Consider the following 16,056-nt stretch of genomic DNA (forward strand, 5'->3'; position numbering starts at 1 on the left):
TCGGATCTGATGAGAAAAATGGCTAAGCCTGAGTGCTTAGCCACTTGGCCTTGAGCACGCAGCCAGCGGTATACCTGAGCATATCCAACCCCGATTTTCAATGCGCCCGGCCCGATGCGCCGGCAGCCGCCTGCCACGGCGCGCGTGACGCCACCGGCTCAAGGCCTTTGCGGTTTGACCGAGGTGCCGAAGGTGTTGCCCATGCGCACCCCGGTGGCCGCCGGTGTCGACAGCCCCACCTGGTTGGGCGGACGCTGGTTGACCGGCTCTTGCAGGGCTTGTTGATTGGCCTGGGCGGCCTTCGCGGCCTGCGGGTCGTTGCCCATCTGTTTGCTCAGGCACTGGTAGTCGGGGGCCTTGTAGCCGCCGACGCTGACTTCCACGCAACCTTCACGGGCTTCTTCGGCGTGCAGCCACCCGGGCAGGGCGCCCAGCAGCAACCCGGTGATGTATGGGCTTAAACGATTCATTCCTGCCTCCTGGCGGGCCCGCAGAACGGGGCCTTGATGCTGGCCGAGTGTAGAGCAAACCCATGACGGAAAAAGTGATGGTTTTTTTGCCGGGACGGTCATACCAGGTTCATAAACTGCCCTCAGGATGACGCTTTTCAAGGATTGAGCCGTCGTGCAGCGAGGTAGAGCACTGGTCGGGCGCGGAACTTCACTGCACGGGGGCTTGGCCACCTGGGGGCTGGGCTTGGTGCTGCTGACGCTGCTGCCTATGGGCGGGGTCCAGGGTGCTGACCCGGGGCCGCCTCGGGTCGATTCGCAGAGCCGGCAGGCGCTGGAGATCCCGGCGCAGAACCTGGCCGATGCGCTAGAGCGGTTCAGCCGCGCCACGGGGATGGCGGTGCTGGTGGACCGCGAGCTGACCCAAGGCCGGCGCTCGGTGGGGGTCAACGGCCGTTACAGCGCTCGCGAGGGCTTGACCCGCTTGCTGGCGGGCACGGGCTTGATGGCCCGCTACGCGCGCAACGATGCGTTCACGCTGCAGGTGCCAGCGGCCTCCGGGCCGGTAGCGCAGCACGGTGCCCGGGCGCGTCGTGTAGCGCGGCTCAACTCCAGCTACGCCAGCGCCGTGCAGCGAGCGGTAGAGCGCAGCCTGTGCGCCTCGGCCATGACCCGGCCGGGGCGTTTTCGCGCCGTGCTGCAGCTGTGGGTCGGTGCCGACGGGGCGGTGCAATACAGTCGGCTGGTGAGTTCCACTGGTGATTGGCGCCGTGATGAGGCTCTGGTACAGCGGCTGGCGCAGACCCGGGTCGAAGCTCGCGCGCCCAGTTCGTTGCGTCAGCCGCTGACCTTACTCTTGATACCGGACACAACAGGGAAACGCATGGATTGCAGGGAATGGGAAGGAGCTTCCGGGGTATGAAAAGTACCGGACACAGTACGATGGTCAGGCTGTTCCTGACATCCTACGAGGACTTTCGGGTGCGCTTGCGCAGGCGCCTGGGCTCCGAGGACCTGGCCAACGACGTCCTGCATGAAACCTACCTGCGGGTCGACCGCATGGAAGAGCCGCCGAACCTGTTGCAACCCAACGCCTACCTGTATCGCATGGCCCTGAACATCGCCGCTGACCGCCGCCAGTCCGACGCCCGCCTGCTCACCGGCGATGAGGTCGAGGAACTGCTGCAAGTGGCCGACGAGGCCCAGGACCCGTCGCGAGTGGTTGGCGGTCAGAAAGACATCCAGACCCTGCTCAAGGCCCTGTATGAGCTGCCAGCGCGGCGGCGCAAGATCTTTATCGCCGCGCGCCTGGAAGAAGCGCCACACCTGGAAATTTCCCGGCGTTTCGGCATTTCCACGCGGATGGTGGAGAAAGAAATCAAGGCCGCTCTTGGGCATTGCGCCTTGCGTCTTGAAAGAAAAGTCATTCAGCGGTTCGGTCCCGGGGCCGGAAAACCGTCCTAGAAACAGAGTCTCTGATCAATCCGTGAGTACCTGCGCGTTTGAATATCTTTAGCATCTCTACCCCCCGGGCCTCGGCGGACCAGCAACGGCTGAACGAAGCCCAGGACTGGCTGGTCCTCTTGACCTCGGGCCGGGCCACCGCCGCCGACGCTCAGGCTCTGCGCCAGTGGTGCGCGCAAAGTCCGCAGCACGCGGCCGCCTTCGAGCAGACCAAAGCCCTGTGGCACTGCCTGCAACCGGCCGCCGAGCAACTCGAGCATCACTCGCGGCCCCGGCCCCTGGGGCGGCGGGCCTTTTTGGGCACGGCGATCGCCGCCTCCGCCGCGCTGTTCATGGTTCACGCCAGCGTGCCGGGCGGCTTTGCCGGGCTGACCGCGGACTACGTCACCGCGGTCGGCGAACAGCGCCGAGTGGATCTGGCGGTGGGCGTCAGCCTGGAACTCAATACCCAGACCCGCATCAGCCGTCGCGACCTGGGCGCAGGGGAACAGGGCATCGAACTGTTGGAGGGCGAGGTGGAAGTCTTCAGCCAAAGCCAGCAGCCGCTCAACGTCCAGGCCGGCCAGGGCTGGCTCAGCGTTCGCCAGGCGCGCTTCAACCTGCGCAACACCCAGCAGCAGGTGTGCGTGACCTGTATCGAGGGCAGCCTGCAAGTGCAGGTGGCCGGGCGCAGCATTCGCCTGGACAGCGGGCGCCAGCTGACCTACGACGCGCACCGCGTCGGTGAGCCGCACGCGGTGGACCCGCGCAAGGTGATTGCCTGGCGCGAGCAAGTGCTGGTGTTCGACAACGCCACCCTCGACACCGTGATCAGCGAGATCAACCGCTATCGTCCAGGGATGCTGGTGCTGCTCAATGCCGAGTTGGGCCAGCGCAAGGTCCAGGCGCGTTTCAACCTCAACCAGTTGGCGGGCGTGGCCTTGCTGATTCGCGACGCCTATGGCGCCAAATGCACCGAACTGCCCGGTGGCGTGGTGTTGCTCAGTTGAAAAGCCAAAGACTTAGCCGCAAGCCGCAAGCCGCAAGCCGCAAGCCGCAAGCCGCAAGCTTGGAGCTTGGAGCTTGGAGCTTGGAGCTTGGAGCTTGGAGCTTGAAACTTGGAGCGAAGACGTTTGAAGCTGCCGCCTACAGCGGCCCCAGCACCTGGCGGTAATGTTCGTCGCCCTGGGGCGTTTGCCGGGTCAGGCGGATCTCCAGGCCCGGGGGATTGTCCTGGCGATTGCCGCTGAGTGAGCGCCAGCCCTTGTCTTCGTCCCAGACGCGCACTTGCAGGTCGCTGACCTGGCCAAGCACGGCCACCGCTTGCGTGGGTGCCGGCAACGGATAACGGTCCCGGGGCTCGGCCACCGCGCGGTACAGGGTGTCGCCCTGGAGCCACCAGCGCACCCGCTGTAGGCCTTTTCCCGGGTGAGCGGCGCTGCGGATCAGGTCCAGGCGAAAGCCCTTGCTGTCGGAGCTGCGTACGCTCAGCGGCGCCGGGCTGTCGGCCGCCGGGCCTTCGCTGTCCCCCAGGTTCGGCTCGCGCAATTGGGTGCCGGCCCGCAGAGCCACATCGCGCTCCAGTTGGTTGAGGGCGCGCAGCAAGGCTTCGGTCTGCTCGGTGCTGGCCTTGAGATGGCTGTCGGCTCGGCTCACGCTGTCCAGGCCGCGCCAGGCAATCAGGCTGACCAGGGCCATCAGCATGATCGCCACCATCACTTCGATCAGGGTGAACCCCCGTTGCTGGCGGATCATGGTGGGCTGACCAGGCGCAGTTGGCCGGCAGCGCTGCGTTCGACGCTGAGGCGGTGCTGGCCATCGGACAACACCACTTGCAGCGGAGGGTTGATCCATTCGGCGTTCAGCACCAGGCGCTGCTTGGGCGTTATGCGCACCTGCAGCGAGGGGGTGTGCCACTGCCGTGGTCGCAGTTGTGGGTCGTGACGAAAATCATCAAGGCCGGTGCCGCTGTCGTCGCGACGGCTGAAGGCAAAACCCTTGGCGGTGGTGTGCCAGCTGATCGGCCGGCCATCGGCGCGGGCTTCGGCCTGGGCCACTCGCAGCAATTGCACCAGGCGCTCGGCGTCCTGGCGCAAGGAGCGCAGCGGGTCGGGCTTGATGCTCAGGCCCACGGCGGCGCTGGCGATGCCGATGATCACCAGCACCACCATCAGTTCGATCAGGGTAAAGCCCCGTTGTGTGTCCGTATGCATCGACGTGCTCTCGTTGGCGACGGCTTGAGCTTGCCCGACGCAGATGATCGTCCTGTGAAATAAAACCGTGAGATTTGCCCTGTAGGCTGGCGGAACGGACAAACAGGAGGTCCTGCCCATGCTGCGCACTGTGAAACTGTTCCCGCGTTGCGGCGCCCCGCAACTGTTGCAATGGACGGCGCTGCTGGCGGCGCTGGTCGGGGTCGTTGGCACGGCGTCGCTGCTGTTGACTCCCGCCGAGTCACACACCCCGCAGGTACCTGCGCAGATGCGCGCCGCCCGCGTGGACAACCCGGCCCTGCAGTGGTTTGCGCAGCAGACGGCGCCAGTGCAGATCAGCGTCTCTGGGGTGCTGGCCGGCGCTCGCGGCGCGGTGGCGATCCTGCAATTGAACGACGGCCCGCCGCGCAGCTTTCTGGTCGGCGAGCACCTGAGTTCGGGCGTGCGCCTGGTCGCCATCGAAGCCGATGCTGTGCTCATCGAACGTGGCGCTGAGCAGTCGCGGATCAAGGTCAGCACGCTGCCGGACGCCCCCAATCTGCCGCGCCTGACCCGCTGAGCCTCACTGACGACGCACCCAGGGGCGGCCGAGCAGGGTGTCCAGTCGCGCCAGGGGCGGCGCTTCGCGGCTGCGGTCGCGCACCTGCACCGTGACCCGCAGCAACCCTTGGCCGCCGGGCGCAGTGCTCTGCTCGCAACGCAACCTGAGCCGTCCCTGGTCGCAGTCAACGCTCTTGAAGCCCAGGCTTACGCGGCCTTGCAGGCGCAATTCGGCCAGACGGCTCTGGGCCGCCAGCAGGGCCAGGGATTTGTCCCGCAGCAGGCCATTGCCCTGGGTCATCACCCCGGCCACGCGCACCGCCGCCGACATCGCCACGGCAATGATGGCCAGGGCCACCAGCACCTCGATCAAGGTAAATCCAGCTTGCTTGCGCAGGGTGTGCATGGGCCGCTCTAAACCGGGGGAGACAGGGCTACAAGCTAACGCTCGGGCTTGACCGAATGGCGACTGAAGCTCCCGAGGTTCTTCAATATCACTGACATATATTCTTGCAACACTGCGCGACGAATCGAACTCAAGCCAAGGAATGTCGAGATGGATATCGCGCCTGTAACGTCGCTGCCTCGTGGCCAGCGTGGTTTTACCTTGATCGAGATCATGGTGGTGGTGGTGATCCTCGGGATTCTCGCCGCGATGGTGGTGCCCAAGGTGCTGGACCGCCCGGACCAGGCACGTGCCACGGCGGCCAAACAGGACATCGCCGGGCTGATGCAGGCCCTGAAACTGTACCGCCTGGATCACGGCGGCTACCCGAGCCTGAACCAGGGCTTGAAGGTGCTGGTGGAGCGTCCGGGCGATGCCAAGGACAGTCATTGGCGCTCCTACCTGGAGCGCTTGCCCAACGATCCCTGGGGGCGGCCCTACCACTACCTCAATCCCGGCGCCAACGGCGAAGTGGACGTGTTCTCCCTCGGTGCCGACGGCCAGCCCGACGGCGACGGGGTGAATGCTGATATCGGTTCCTGGCAGCTCTAGGCGCGACCATGAACGTCGATTTTCGTGCAGCGCCGCAGCAACGCGGCATGGCCATCATCAGTGCCTTGCTGATCGCCGCCGTGGTGGCGGTGATGGCGGGCGCCATGCTCACCCGGCAGGCCTCGTTCATGCGTGCGGTGGAAGCCGAGCAGGGCCGCGTGAGGGCGACCGGGGTGCTTGAGGGCGGCCTGGAATACAGCCGGCAAGCGCTTTGGCAGGCGCGCCAGCAGGATGTGCTGACCCGTCTCGATCAGGCCTGGGCGCGGCCGATCAACGAGCAGGCCCTGGGCGCGCTCGGTGGTGCGTTCCAAGGAACCCTGCAAGACCAGCAAGGCAAGTTCAACCTGCGCAATCTGGTGTTGCACGACCAAGTCGACAGCCCACAGTTGCAGAGCTTTGAACGGCTGTGCCAGTTGATCGGTATCGACCTCGCCCTGAGCCGGCGCATCAGCCAGCGGGTGATCGCGTCTTACCCGCAGCGCCTGCCGCGCGCGCCGTCGGCGAGTCACACGTCTGGTGCGTTCAACAGCGCTCGCCTGCCCGCCGCCGAGGCCCTGGTCGTACCCGCCAAACAGCCGATGTTGCGCAGCCTGGACGACCTGCGGGGCCTGCGCGGCTTGAGTTCGGCGCGGCTGGCGCGGCTTGAGCAGTACGTCAGTCTCTTGCCCGGCAACACCTGGATCAACGGCAACACCGCACGCCCCGAAGTGCTGGCAGCGGTGGTTCCAGGGTTGACGCTGGCGCGGGCCAGGGCCCTGGTGGCGGAGCGCGACGCCGGGCACTGGTTCATCAACCGGGGCGATTTCGTCAATCGCCTGCGCCTGCCGGAGGTGGTGGTGGATCAGGTCCAGGTCGGTATCACCAGTGAATGGTTCCTGCTGGTGGGCCAGGGTCGCCAGGATCGACGCCGGGTCAGCCTGGAGGCCTTGCTGTACCGTCCCGAGGACCGCATGCCCGAGGTGATCTGGTCGCGGGTGGGCGCATGAGCCGCTTGCGCATTGGCTTGCCGCCTCTGGCGCAGTTGAGCCTGCACAGTCCGGTGGCATTTGCCCGACTCGATCGTGCCGGGCGGGTGCTTGAAGTGGGCAACCGTGCCCTGGCGCAGTTGCGCCAGGGCCGCCAAGCCATTGCCCTGGAGTGCTACCTGCATCCGGTGGACAGCCTGCTGACCTGCATCGAACTGCCGCCCTTGCCGGCGGCACGGATCAAGGCCGCGGTGAGTTGCGCCGCCCAGGCACTGATTCTTGGTCCCAGCGAATCGATGCACGTGGCCCATGGCGCCCGCGATGCCCAGGGTCAGGTGGCATTGAGCTGGTTGCCCAAGACCGCGCTGCAGGCCCTGGGACGCTTGTTGCAGCAGGCAGGGTTGAAACTTGAGGGCCTGTATCCGGCGCCTTATGCCTTGGCGGTGCCCGAGCCTGGGCAGGTGAACCTGTGCCGGGTCGACGATTACTGGCTGTTGCGCCAGAGCATCGAGCAGGGCAGCGTGCAGCCGTGGATGGACGAACCCCTGGCCCAGGTGCACGCCTCGGAGCGCGAGCTGCGCTGGATCGGTGACGACGCGCCGGCACCGCTGCAGGCGCTGTCGGCTGTGCACCGCTGGAGCGGCAAGCCGCCCGCGTGGGGCTTGCACGGTGGCGCCGTGGCCGACAGCGCGGCGGCCAAGGGCTGGGGCCGGGCCCTGGGGAGCTTGGCCCTGGCGCTGCTGGTCTGGGTCGTTGGCCTGAACCTGTATGCGAGCCGCGAAGCCGAGCAAGGCCGGCGGCTCAAGACGCAGATGAGCCAGCGGGTCCAGCAGGTGTTTCCCGAATTGCCGGTGGTGCTCAACCCCCTGCAACAGGCTCGGCAACAATTGGCCGCGCGTCAGAGCGGCGCGGCGGACCCGAGCCAGGGGTTCGCCAACCTGGTGCGGCAGGCCGGCAACGCCATGCCTTTTATCGCCGGCAGCGTGCAGGGCCTGAGTTTTGCCAATAACCGCTTGCAGCTGGAGCTGCTGGCAGACACCCCCAACAGCGCCGATGACGCCTGGCAGCAGGCGTTGGCCAAGGCCGGCTACAGCGCCCAGCACCAGGGCAATGGCTGGACCCTGGGCCCGATCGCGGCGCCGGTGGCCGATGCCCTTGAGACGGTCACGGAAGACGATCATGAGTAAGGCACGGTGGCAGCATGCTCAGGCGCGTTACGCGCAGTTTCGGGCTCAGCTCCAAGGTCATTGGAGCGCCTTGGCGCGGCGGGAGAAACGCCTGCTCAGCGCCACCGCCACCGGCCTGCTGGGCCTGTTGCTGTGGCTGGCGCTGATCGAGCCACCGCTGAAGACGATCGCTTATTGGCAAGCCGAAACCCCCAAGCTGCACGCCCAAGCCCAGGCCCTCGACGTGCTGCTGCAGGAAGCCGCGATGGGTGGCGACGCTGCCCAGGACCTCGCCCAAGCCCTGCGCCAGACCCTGGACGGGGCCGGGCTCCAGGACCATTACCAATTGCTACAGCCGGATCAAACCTGCCCCCAATGCTGGCGATTGACCTTTGAACAGGCCCCGGCGGATGCCGTGGTCGGCTGGTTGCTGGGGGCTCCCGGGCAGCTGTCATTGCAGGTGGTGGAGGCCCGCTTGCAACGCACGGGCGCCGCCGCCCAAGACTCGGCAGGCACCCTGTCCGGGACCGTTCGCATGGATCAGGCGCAGGGCGCTAAGGACGCTTCATGAAGGGCTCAGGTTTCAACTACGCGCGCCAGTGTCGCAAGGTCGCGCCGTTTCTGCTGCTGGCACTGGGGGCCTGCAGCCACACCCCATCCAACATGACGCCACCCTTATTGGTGGACAGTGAGCTGGGCCAACCCCTGGCCGACACCCGGCGCAGCGGTGATGCCCTGGTGGATCGCCAGCGCTTGCAGGGGCAACAGGCCGCGCGCCCGAAAGTCCTGCACCCGGTGACCAACAGCCGTCCTGGCCAGCGCCCGCCACGCGGCAGCGTGCCGCGCAACCCGCTGGGGGATCAGCCGGTGCAATTGAACTTCGTGGAGGCCGACATTCAGGCGGTGGTGCGCGCCTTGTCCCGCGCCACCGGCCAGCAGTTCTTGGTGGACCCGCGGGTCAAGGGCAACCTGACCCTGGTCAGCGAGGGCCAGGTGCCGGCTCATCAGGCCTACGACATGCTGCTGGCGGCCCTGCGCATGCAAGGCTTTAGCGTGGTGGACGTGAGCGGGGTGGCCCAGGTGGTGCCCGAAGCCGATGCCAAGCTGCTGGGCGGGCCGATCTACAGCGCCGACAAGCCGGCGGGCAACGGCATGCTGACCCGCACCTTCCGCCTGCACTATGAAAACGCGGTGAACCTGATCCCGGTGCTGCGGCCCATCGTCTCGCCGAACAACCCGATCAATGCCTACCCGGGCAACAACAGCATCGTGATCACCGACTACGCCGAGAACCTGCAGCGAGTGGCGCAGATCATCGACGGCATCGACACCCCCAGCGCCATCGACACCGATGTGGTGGCGGTGCACAACGGCATTGCCGTGGACATCGCGGCCATGGTCGCAGAACTGCTGGACACCCAGGGTGGCGACCCGACTCAGAAGATCAGTGTGATCGGCGACCCGCGCTCCAACTCCATCATCATCCGCGCCGGCAGCCCCGAGCGCACCGAGCTGGCGCGCAACCTGATCTATAAACTGGACAACGCCCAAAGCAACCCCAGCAACCTGCACGTGGTCTACCTGCGCAATGCCCAGGCCGGCAAACTGGCCCAGGCCTTGCGTGGTTTGCTCACCGGTGAAAGCGACAGCGGCACCAGCGACGCTGCCCGGGCCATGCTCAGCGGCATGGGCGGCGGCCTGAACGGCCAGGCCAGCACGCCCAACAGCGGCGGCACGCCCACTGCCGGCGCCAGCCTCAACAGCAGCCGTGGCAGCGGCGGTGCCTACGGCCAAGGCAACAGTGCCAGCGGCGGCGCCAGTAGCAGTGGCCAGGCCAGCGATCAGAACACCGCCTTCAGTGCCGGCGGGGTGACCCTCCAGGCCGACGCCACCACCAACACCTTGCTGATTTCCGCCCCCGACCCGCTGTACCGCAACCTGCGGGAAGTCATCGACCAACTCGACCAGCGTCGCGCTCAAGTGGTGATCGAAAGCCTGATTGTCGAAGTGGGCGAAGACGACGCCAGCGAATTCGGCGTGCAGTGGCAGGCCGGCAACCTGGGTGGGCGTGGCGGCTTTGGCGGGGTCAACCTCGGCGGCAGTGGGCTGCTCGCCAGCCCCAACAGCAAGACCAGCCTCGACGTTTTGCCCAAGGGCCTGAACATCGGCCTGGTCGACGGCGCCGTCGATATTCCGGGAATCGGCAAAGTGCTCGACCTCAAAGTCCTGGCCCGCGCCTTGAAAAGCAAAGGCGGGACCAACGTGCTGTCGACGCCGAACCTGCTGACCCTGGACAACGAAGCGGCGAGCATCTTCGTTGGCCAGACCATTCCCTTTGTCACCGGCAGCTACGTCACCGGCGGTGGCGGCACCAGCAACAACCCGTTCCAGACCGTGCAGCGTGAGGAAGTGGGCTTGAAACTCAACGTCCGGCCGCAGATCTCCGAAGGCGGCACGGTCAAGCTGGACATCTACCAGGAAGTCAGCAGCGTCGACCCCCGGGCTTCGGTGGACGCCGGGACTGTGACCAACAAACGCGCGATCGACACCAGCATCCTCCTGGATGACGGACAGATCATGGTCCTCGGCGGTTTACTGCAGGACGGCTACAGCCAGAGCAACGACGCGGTGCCGTGGCTGTCGAGCATCCCGGGGATCGGGGCCTTGTTTCGCAGCGAGAAACGCAGCATCACCAAGACCAACCTGATGGTGTTTCTGCGGCCTTACATCATCCGCGACAGTGGCGCGGGGCGCAGCATCACCCTCAATCGTTATGACTTCATGCGACGTGCCCAGGGGCAGTTGCAGCCGGAGCGCAGCTGGGCGCTGCCGGATATGCAAGCGCCGCAGTTGCCGGCGGCGAGCAAGGCGATTCCCGGGGCGGTGCCGGTGTCGTTGCAGACGCCTGGGGTTGGGCAGGGGCCGCGGGCGACGATCAGGGCGGTGCCGGTGCAATGAAGGTGTTCATTCAGAGGCATGGAGCCTATGTCCGTTGTTGTGGTCATGGCCACTTTCGCGGGGGCTTTGACGGCCAATGGAGGGGGCACATATCCGTTGCGGTGGTTTGCGGTTTTGTCTTTGCGGCGAGGTTGACGGGGTCCATATCCGGTGCTGCGGTAACGGCGGCTGGTGGTTTCGTTTTTATGGCGTGGAGGTGGTGTACATATCCGTTGCTGCGGGTGCGGCGGCTTATGGTTTCGCCCTTACGGCGAGTCCCTTTTTTTCAAACGCCAAAAAAAGGAACCAAAAAACGCTTGCCCCTCCATGGGCCCCTCGCTGGGGCTCGGGGTTCCCTCGCTTCGGCATTACTCCGGGGGCCCGCCGCCAACCGGCCATCCATGGCCGGGTGGCGGCTAGCTCGGCATCCATGCCGAGCTGCCCCCTACGCAACGCCTACGCTCGGCCGGCTGGGAAGGGGCCGGAAGATCAAGATCAAGATCAAGATCAAGATCAAAAGCCAAAGCTAAAACCAAGGTGCGCAGGCCGGCTACAGGTAACGCGAACGGCAATGAAACAGGTCGGCCGGCAGGCCGCCGTCAGATTTTGATCTTGATCTTGATCTGACCGCCCCGTTAACCACGATGGCCGAACGCAGGCATTGAGCCGTGGGTAACCCGGCAGGACGCCGGGTTAGCCGCACTGGGCCATGGATGGCCCATTGCGGCGGCCCACGGATCAATGCCGGAGTGAGGGCATGCCTCGCTATGCGAGGCACCGAGTGGAGGGGCAGAGCGTTTTGCTCACCTTTTGCGCTTTTCAAAAGTGAGCCGCTGTAAGAGCGGAACCGTAAGCCGCCGCACCCGCAAGAACGGATATGTACCCAAACCCACGGTAAGAACAAAAACCGTAATCAGCCACACCCGCAGTCCCGGATATGCACCCCACCAGGAGACACAAGCATGACCACCCAGCTCCCCTACGCCTGGGCCAAATCCCAACGCATCCTCCTGCGCCACAGCGAGCAGGGCGCCACCCTACTGGTCTGCCCCTCGACCCCCGGCTGGTCCATCAGCGAAGCCCGCCGCCAGTTCGGCCCCGCGCGCCTGGAACGCATTCGCGACGACGAGCTCGACGGTCTGTTGGCCACGGCCTACGCCGACACCGGCAGCGCCGCGGCGGTGGTCGGTGCGGCGGAGAATGAGGTGGACCTGGACCGCCTGATGCAGGACATGCCGGAAATCACCGACCTGCTGGACACCCAGGACGGCGCGCCGGTGATCCGCATGATCAACGCCTTGCTCACCCAGGCCGCGCGGGATGAGGCCAGCGATATCCATATCGAACCCTTCGAGACTCACTCGGTGGTGCGCTACCGGGTCGACGGCACCCTGCGCGACGTGGTCTCGCCGCGTAAGGCGCTGCACGGCGCGCTGGTGTCGCGGATCAAGATCATGGCGCAGTTGGATATCGCCGAAAAACGCCTGCCCCAGGACGGCCGCATTGCCCTGCGGGTGGCCGGGCGGCCGATCGATATCCGTGTGTCCACGGTGCCCACCGGCCACGGCGAACGGGTGGTGATGCGCTTGCTGGACAAGCAGGCCGGACGTCTGCAATTGGAGACCCTGGGCATGGACCCGGACCTGCTGGCGCGGCTCGACGGGTTGATTCGTCAGCCCCACGGTATCGTTCTGGTCACCGGGCCCACCGGCAGCGGCAAGACCACCAGCCTTTACGCCGCCCTGGCGCGGCTGGACGCCAGCACCAGCAATATCCTCACCGTCGAGGACCCGGTGGAATACGACCTGCCGGGCATCAGCCAGATTCAGGTCAACGCCAAGATCGACATGACCTTCGCTCTGGCGCTGCGGGCGATTCTGCGCCAGGACCCGGACGTGATCATGATCGGTGAGATCCGCGACCTGGAAACCGCGCAGATCGCGGTCCAGGCGTCGCTGACCGGGCATTTGGTGCTGGCGACCCTGCACACCAACGACGCGGTGTCGGCGGTCAATCGTCTGATCGACATGGGCGTGGAGCCTTTCCTGCTGGCCTCGTCGCTGCTCGGGGTGCTGGCCCAGCGCCTGGTGCGGCGCCTGTGCCCGCATTGCAAGGCGCCGGATCCGGCCAGTCCCGGCACCTGGCGCCCGGTGGGGTGCGCGGCGTGTAATCACATCGGTTACAGCGGCCGCACCGGGATTCATGAGTTGTTTTGCCTTGACGATGAACTTCGCGGCCTGATTCACCAGGGCGCCGATGAGCAGGCGTTGCGCGGCGCGGCGCGGCGGGCGGGAATGCTGAGCATGCGTGAGGACGGCGAGCGCTGGGTGCGCAGCGGTGCCAGCGCAATGGAAGAAATCTTGCGTGTGACACGGGACGCCTGATGAATCGCTATCGTTATGAAGCCGCCGATGCCGTGGGCAAGGTGCAATCCGGCTACCTGGAAGCCGACAGCCAGGGCGCGGCCTTTGCCAGTCTGCGCAGTCGCGGGTTGACCGCTTTGCAGGTGCAGTTGGCGCACGACAACGGCCCCGGCGCAGCAGCGGGGCTGTTCAGCGCCAGGCTTTCGGACAACGACTTGGCCTGGGCCACGCGGCAACTGGCCAGCTTGCTGGGGGCTCGTCTGCCGCTGGAGGCGGCGTTGAGTGCCACGGTGGAGCAGGCCGAGCGCAAGCACATCGCCCAGACCCTGAGTGCGGTGCGCAGCGATGTGCGCAGCGGCATGCGCCTAGCCGAAGCCTTGGCGGCACGCCCCCGGGACTTTCCGGAGATCTACCGGGCGCTGATTGCCGCGGGGGAGGAGTCCGGCGATCTGGCCCAGGTCATGGAGCGTCTGGCGGATTACATCGAGGAGCGCAACAACCTGCGGGGCAAGATCCTCACTGCGTTCATCTACCCGGGCGTGGTGGGGCTGGTGTCGATCGCCATTGTGATTTTCTTGCTCAGCTACGTGGTGCCCCAAGTGGTCAGCGCTTTTTCCCAGGCGCGTCAGGATCTGCCCGGGCTGACCCTGGCCATGCTCAACGCCAGCGACTTCATCCGCGCCTGGGGCGGGCTGTGCCTGGGGGGCATGCTGGCCGGGTTCTGCGGTTGGCGCCTGTATTTGCGCAACCCCCAGGCGCGGCTGCGTTGGCACAGCCGGATCTTGCGCTTGCCGCTGATCGGGCGGTTTGTCGTGGGGCTCAATACCGCGCGTTTTGCCTCGACCCTGGCGATCCTCGGCGGCGCCGGGGTGCCGCTGCTGCGAGCCCTGGACGCGGCGCGCCAGACCCTGTCCAACCAGCGTCTGAGCCAGAGCGTTGGCGAGGCCACGGCCAAGGTCCGCGAGGGCGTCAGTCTGGCGGCGGCGCTGCGGGTGGAGAAGGTGTTTCCACCGGTACTGATTCACTTGATCGCCAGCGGTGAAAAGACCGGTGCCTTGCCACCGATGCTGGAGCGGGCGGCGCAGACGCTGTCGCGGGATATCGAGCGCCGGGCCATGGGCATGACCGCGCTGCTCGAACCCTTGATGATCGTGGTCATGGGCGGCGTGGTGCTGGTGATCGTCATGGCGGTGCTGTTGCCGATCATTGAGATCAATCAACTGGTGACCTGAGGCGCGCGCCGAGGGTGCCGGCTTGCTCGCCACGGGGTTATGCCTCGGAGGATGTTTCAGGTCGTTGGCCGCGCTCCCGAGTCTGTCGGCAACGATCCTCGGGTTCCTCGTTCTGTCATCTTCCGCGCCTGCCGCCAGCGCTGCCGGTGCCGGGCGCCGGCTGCTGCGGACAGAGGGGCTGAGCCTGTGCGCGGGGGCTGGCGCAGCGGCCGGAGCCTCTGGGCAAACACCCGAGAATCCGCCGCCAAAATGCCTGGCTTCTCCCGAGGTTTTTTCCTTTATCTGTCACCGGAAACTGCGAACTTCTCTTTCCATGGCCTCACCCATCAAGCCGTCTGGATCAAGGCTTGTGGCCTGAGCGTCATGGCGTCATGCAAGAGCTATTCACCCAACGTACGAACACGACGAAAGGAGATTCTTCATGTTTAAGCGCAATGTTCTGGCGGCATCCCTGACCCTGGCAGCCCTGTGCTCGGCACAAGCTGCAATGGCTGACATCAACGGCGGTGGCGCCACCCTGCCACAACCGCTGTACCAGACCTCCGGCGTACTGACCGCCGGCTTCGCGCCCTATATCGGCGTAGGCAGCGGCAACGGCAAGGCGGCCTTCCTGAACAACGACTACAGCAAGTTCGTGGCCGGCACCACCGGCAAGAACGTGCACTGGGCGGGTAGCGACTCCAAGCTCAGCGCCACCGAGCTGGCCAACTACGTTGCCAATCACAACGCGGCCTGGGGCCCGCTGATCCAGGTGCCTTCGGTGGCCACCTCGGTGGCCGTTCCGTTCAACAAGGCGGGCAGCGCTGCCGTCGACCTGAGCGTCAACGACCTGTGCGGTGTGTTCTCCGGGCGTGTCTCTGACTGGAGCCAGATCGCAGGTTCAGGCCGTACCGGCGCGATCACCGTGGTGTATCGCAACGAAAGCAGCGGTACCACCGAGCTGTTTACCCGCTTCCTCAACGCCAAGTGCGCCGAGACCGGCACTTTCGCGGTGACCACCAACTTCGCGTCCAGCTACTCGGGCGGCCTGCCGGCCGGTGCCGTGGCCGCGGTCACCAGCCAAGGCGTGATGGATGCGCTGAACGCGGGCGACGGTCGTATCACCTACATGAGCCCGGACTACGCGGCCGCCACGCTGGCCGGTCTGGATGACGCCACCAAAGTGGCCAAGGTTGCCGGCGCTTCGCCTGCACCTGCCAACGTTTCGGCCGCCATCAACGCAGTACCGGTCCCCAGCGTTGACTTGAACAAACCCAACAACTGGGTCCCGGTGTTCGCCGCCAGCACCAGCGCCACCGATCCAAGCGTGGTGCCATACCCCACCACCGGCTACCCGATCCTGGGTTTCACCAACCTGGTGTTCAGCCAGTGCTACGCCGACGCCACCCAGACCTCGCAAGTGCGCACCTTCTTTGCTCGTCACTACGGTTCCAGTTCGTTGACCAACAACGACAACGCGATCAAAAACAACCGTTTCGTGCCACTGCCCGCAGCCTGGAAGACCGCCATTCGTGGCGCCTTCGTCACCACCTCCAGCGGTTTGAGCATCGGTAACACCAGCGTCTGCAACGGCATCGGTCGTCCGCTGTAACGCGCACGTTTTGCCCACGGCAATCGCTGATCGGCAACGGCTTGGGCCGTTGCCGATTTTTTGTTGTGGGGCACCTACACCGCAAAGATGAATTTTCCGTGACATCCGTTCGGTCGCGTCCTGCGCCAACGGCCTATCGCCTAAAGCACTGACGTGCGCC

The 16,056-nt window shown here is 65.8% G+C and carries 16 protein-coding genes; 12 read left to right on the forward strand and 4 right to left on the reverse strand.

The genetic code is table 11. The features are described 5' to 3' along the window. Positions 1-158 precede the first annotated feature (158 nt). Positions 159-470 (reverse strand): hypothetical protein, encoded by a 312-nt coding sequence (locus tag PLD_RS03305; RefSeq protein WP_159889810.1) that lies wholly within the window; start codon positions 468-470, stop codon positions 159-161. 250 nt (positions 471-720) lie between these two features. Between PLD_RS03305 and PLD_RS03310 the strand changes: the two genes are divergently transcribed. Genes PLD_RS03310 through PLD_RS03320 form a run of 3 tightly spaced genes read left to right on the forward strand, consistent with a single transcriptional unit; the run spans position 721 to position 2,902 of the window. Continuing rightward, entirely contained in the window at positions 721-1,371 is a 651-nt protein-coding gene (locus PLD_RS03310; RefSeq protein ID WP_159890815.1) for an STN domain-containing protein, read from the forward strand. Then, complete coding sequence (locus PLD_RS03315) at positions 1,368-1,913, forward strand: RNA polymerase sigma factor (RefSeq protein WP_159889812.1); 546 nt, start codon at positions 1,368-1,370, stop codon at positions 1,911-1,913. The genes PLD_RS03310 and PLD_RS03315 overlap by 4 nt, the downstream gene beginning before the upstream one ends. 38 nt (positions 1,914-1,951) lie before the next feature. Continuing rightward, the gene (locus PLD_RS03320) at positions 1,952-2,902 is read left to right on the forward strand and encodes a FecR family protein (protein WP_159889814.1); all 951 of its coding nucleotides are present in this window, start codon (positions 1,952-1,954) and stop codon (positions 2,900-2,902) included. A 136-nt stretch (positions 2,903-3,038) separates the two neighbouring features. On the opposite strand, the gene PLD_RS03325 is transcribed toward PLD_RS03320, so the two are convergent. Together PLD_RS03325 and gspH are read right to left on the reverse strand one after the other, a co-directional pair. Then, positions 3,039-3,647, reverse strand: a complete 609-nt coding sequence (locus PLD_RS03325) for a type II secretion system protein GspJ (RefSeq protein ID WP_159889816.1) — start codon at positions 3,645-3,647, stop codon at positions 3,039-3,041. Then, positions 3,644-4,105 carry a type II secretion system minor pseudopilin GspH gene (gspH, locus tag PLD_RS03330; RefSeq protein WP_159889818.1) on the reverse strand — a complete coding sequence of 154 codons (462 nt, stop codon included), beginning with the start codon at positions 4,103-4,105 and terminating at the stop codon, positions 3,644-3,646. Before gspH ends, PLD_RS03325 begins: the two co-directional genes overlap by 4 nt. Positions 4,106-4,223: 118 nt before the next feature. Here gspH and PLD_RS03335 point away from each other — a divergent pair, with 118 nt between their 5' ends. Continuing rightward, on the forward strand, positions 4,224-4,664 hold the full coding sequence (locus PLD_RS03335) for a type II secretion system protein N (RefSeq protein ID WP_159889819.1): 441 nt from the start codon (positions 4,224-4,226) through the stop codon (positions 4,662-4,664). A 3-nt stretch (positions 4,665-4,667) separates the two neighbouring features. Here the strand turns inward: PLD_RS03335 and gspI are convergent, their stop codons facing one another. Continuing rightward, positions 4,668-5,051, reverse strand: coding sequence for a type II secretion system minor pseudopilin GspI (gene gspI / locus PLD_RS03340; protein ID WP_159889821.1), 384 nt, complete (start codon positions 5,049-5,051; stop codon positions 4,668-4,670). A 150-nt stretch (positions 5,052-5,201) separates the two neighbouring features. Here gspI and gspG point away from each other — a divergent pair, with 150 nt between their 5' ends. The 8 genes from gspG (at position 5,202) to PLD_RS03380 (ending at position 15,896) form a co-directional block, all read left to right on the forward strand. Further along, a complete protein-coding gene (gspG, locus tag PLD_RS03345) occupies positions 5,202-5,642 on the forward strand; it encodes a type II secretion system major pseudopilin GspG (protein ID WP_159889823.1) in 441 nt (146 codons plus the stop codon). An 8-nt stretch (positions 5,643-5,650) separates the two neighbouring features. Continuing rightward, positions 5,651-6,628 (forward strand): type II secretion system minor pseudopilin GspK, encoded by a 978-nt coding sequence (gspK, locus tag PLD_RS03350; RefSeq protein ID WP_256674532.1) that lies wholly within the window; start codon positions 5,651-5,653, stop codon positions 6,626-6,628. After that, positions 6,625-7,794, forward strand: coding sequence for a type II secretion system protein GspL (gene gspL, locus PLD_RS03355; RefSeq protein ID WP_159889825.1), 1,170 nt, complete (start codon positions 6,625-6,627; stop codon positions 7,792-7,794). The genes gspK and gspL overlap by 4 nt, the downstream gene beginning before the upstream one ends. Continuing rightward, complete coding sequence (gene gspM, locus PLD_RS03360) at positions 7,787-8,344, forward strand: type II secretion system protein GspM (RefSeq protein WP_159889827.1); 558 nt, start codon at positions 7,787-7,789, stop codon at positions 8,342-8,344. The genes gspL and gspM overlap by 8 nt, the downstream gene beginning before the upstream one ends. Beyond that, positions 8,341-10,731 (forward strand): type II secretion system secretin GspD, encoded by a 2,391-nt coding sequence (gspD, locus tag PLD_RS03365; RefSeq protein WP_159889829.1) that lies wholly within the window; start codon positions 8,341-8,343, stop codon positions 10,729-10,731. The genes gspM and gspD overlap by 4 nt, the downstream gene beginning before the upstream one ends. A 941-nt stretch (positions 10,732-11,672) precedes the next feature. Then, positions 11,673-13,094 (forward strand): type II secretion system ATPase GspE, encoded by a 1,422-nt coding sequence (gspE, locus tag PLD_RS03370; RefSeq protein ID WP_159889831.1) that lies wholly within the window; start codon positions 11,673-11,675, stop codon positions 13,092-13,094. Beyond that, complete coding sequence (gene gspF, locus PLD_RS03375) at positions 13,094-14,305, forward strand: type II secretion system inner membrane protein GspF (protein WP_159889833.1); 1,212 nt, start codon at positions 13,094-13,096, stop codon at positions 14,303-14,305. The genes gspE and gspF overlap by 1 nt, the downstream gene beginning before the upstream one ends. Before the next feature lie 421 nt (positions 14,306-14,726). After that, positions 14,727-15,896 carry a substrate-binding domain-containing protein gene (locus PLD_RS03380; protein WP_159889835.1) on the forward strand — a complete coding sequence of 390 codons (1,170 nt, stop codon included), beginning with the start codon at positions 14,727-14,729 and terminating at the stop codon, positions 15,894-15,896. Positions 15,897-16,056: the final 160 nt, after the last annotated feature.

The organism is Pseudomonas sp. LD120, assembly GCF_009861525.1.
GTDB lineage: Bacteria > Pseudomonadota > Gammaproteobacteria > Pseudomonadales > Pseudomonadaceae > Aquipseudomonas.

Coding starts and splice junctions, on each gene's coding strand:
- PLD_RS03305 (WP_159889810.1), bottom strand. CDS start 470: ATGAATCGTTTAAGCCCATACATCACCGGGTTGCTGCTGGGCGCCCTG.
- PLD_RS03310 (WP_159890815.1), top strand. CDS start 721: ATGGGCGGGGTCCAGGGTGCTGACCCGGGGCCGCCTCGGGTCGATTCG.
- PLD_RS03315 (WP_159889812.1), top strand. CDS start 1,368: ATGAAAAGTACCGGACACAGTACGATGGTCAGGCTGTTCCTGACATCC.
- PLD_RS03325 (WP_159889816.1), bottom strand. CDS start 3,647: ATGATCCGCCAGCAACGGGGGTTCACCCTGATCGAAGTGATGGTGGCG.
- gspH (WP_159889818.1), bottom strand. CDS start 4,105: ATGCATACGGACACACAACGGGGCTTTACCCTGATCGAACTGATGGTG.
- PLD_RS03335 (WP_159889819.1), top strand. CDS start 4,224: ATGCTGCGCACTGTGAAACTGTTCCCGCGTTGCGGCGCCCCGCAACTG.
- gspI (WP_159889821.1), bottom strand. CDS start 5,051: ATGCACACCCTGCGCAAGCAAGCTGGATTTACCTTGATCGAGGTGCTG.
- gspG (WP_159889823.1), top strand. CDS start 5,202: ATGGATATCGCGCCTGTAACGTCGCTGCCTCGTGGCCAGCGTGGTTTT.
- gspK (WP_256674532.1), top strand. CDS start 5,651: ATGAACGTCGATTTTCGTGCAGCGCCGCAGCAACGCGGCATGGCCATC.
- gspL (WP_159889825.1), top strand. CDS start 6,625: ATGAGCCGCTTGCGCATTGGCTTGCCGCCTCTGGCGCAGTTGAGCCTG.
- gspM (WP_159889827.1), top strand. CDS start 7,787: ATGAGTAAGGCACGGTGGCAGCATGCTCAGGCGCGTTACGCGCAGTTT.
- gspD (WP_159889829.1), top strand. CDS start 8,341: ATGAAGGGCTCAGGTTTCAACTACGCGCGCCAGTGTCGCAAGGTCGCG.
- gspE (WP_159889831.1), top strand. CDS start 11,673: ATGACCACCCAGCTCCCCTACGCCTGGGCCAAATCCCAACGCATCCTC.
- gspF (WP_159889833.1), top strand. CDS start 13,094: ATGAATCGCTATCGTTATGAAGCCGCCGATGCCGTGGGCAAGGTGCAA.
- PLD_RS03380 (WP_159889835.1), top strand. CDS start 14,727: ATGTTTAAGCGCAATGTTCTGGCGGCATCCCTGACCCTGGCAGCCCTG.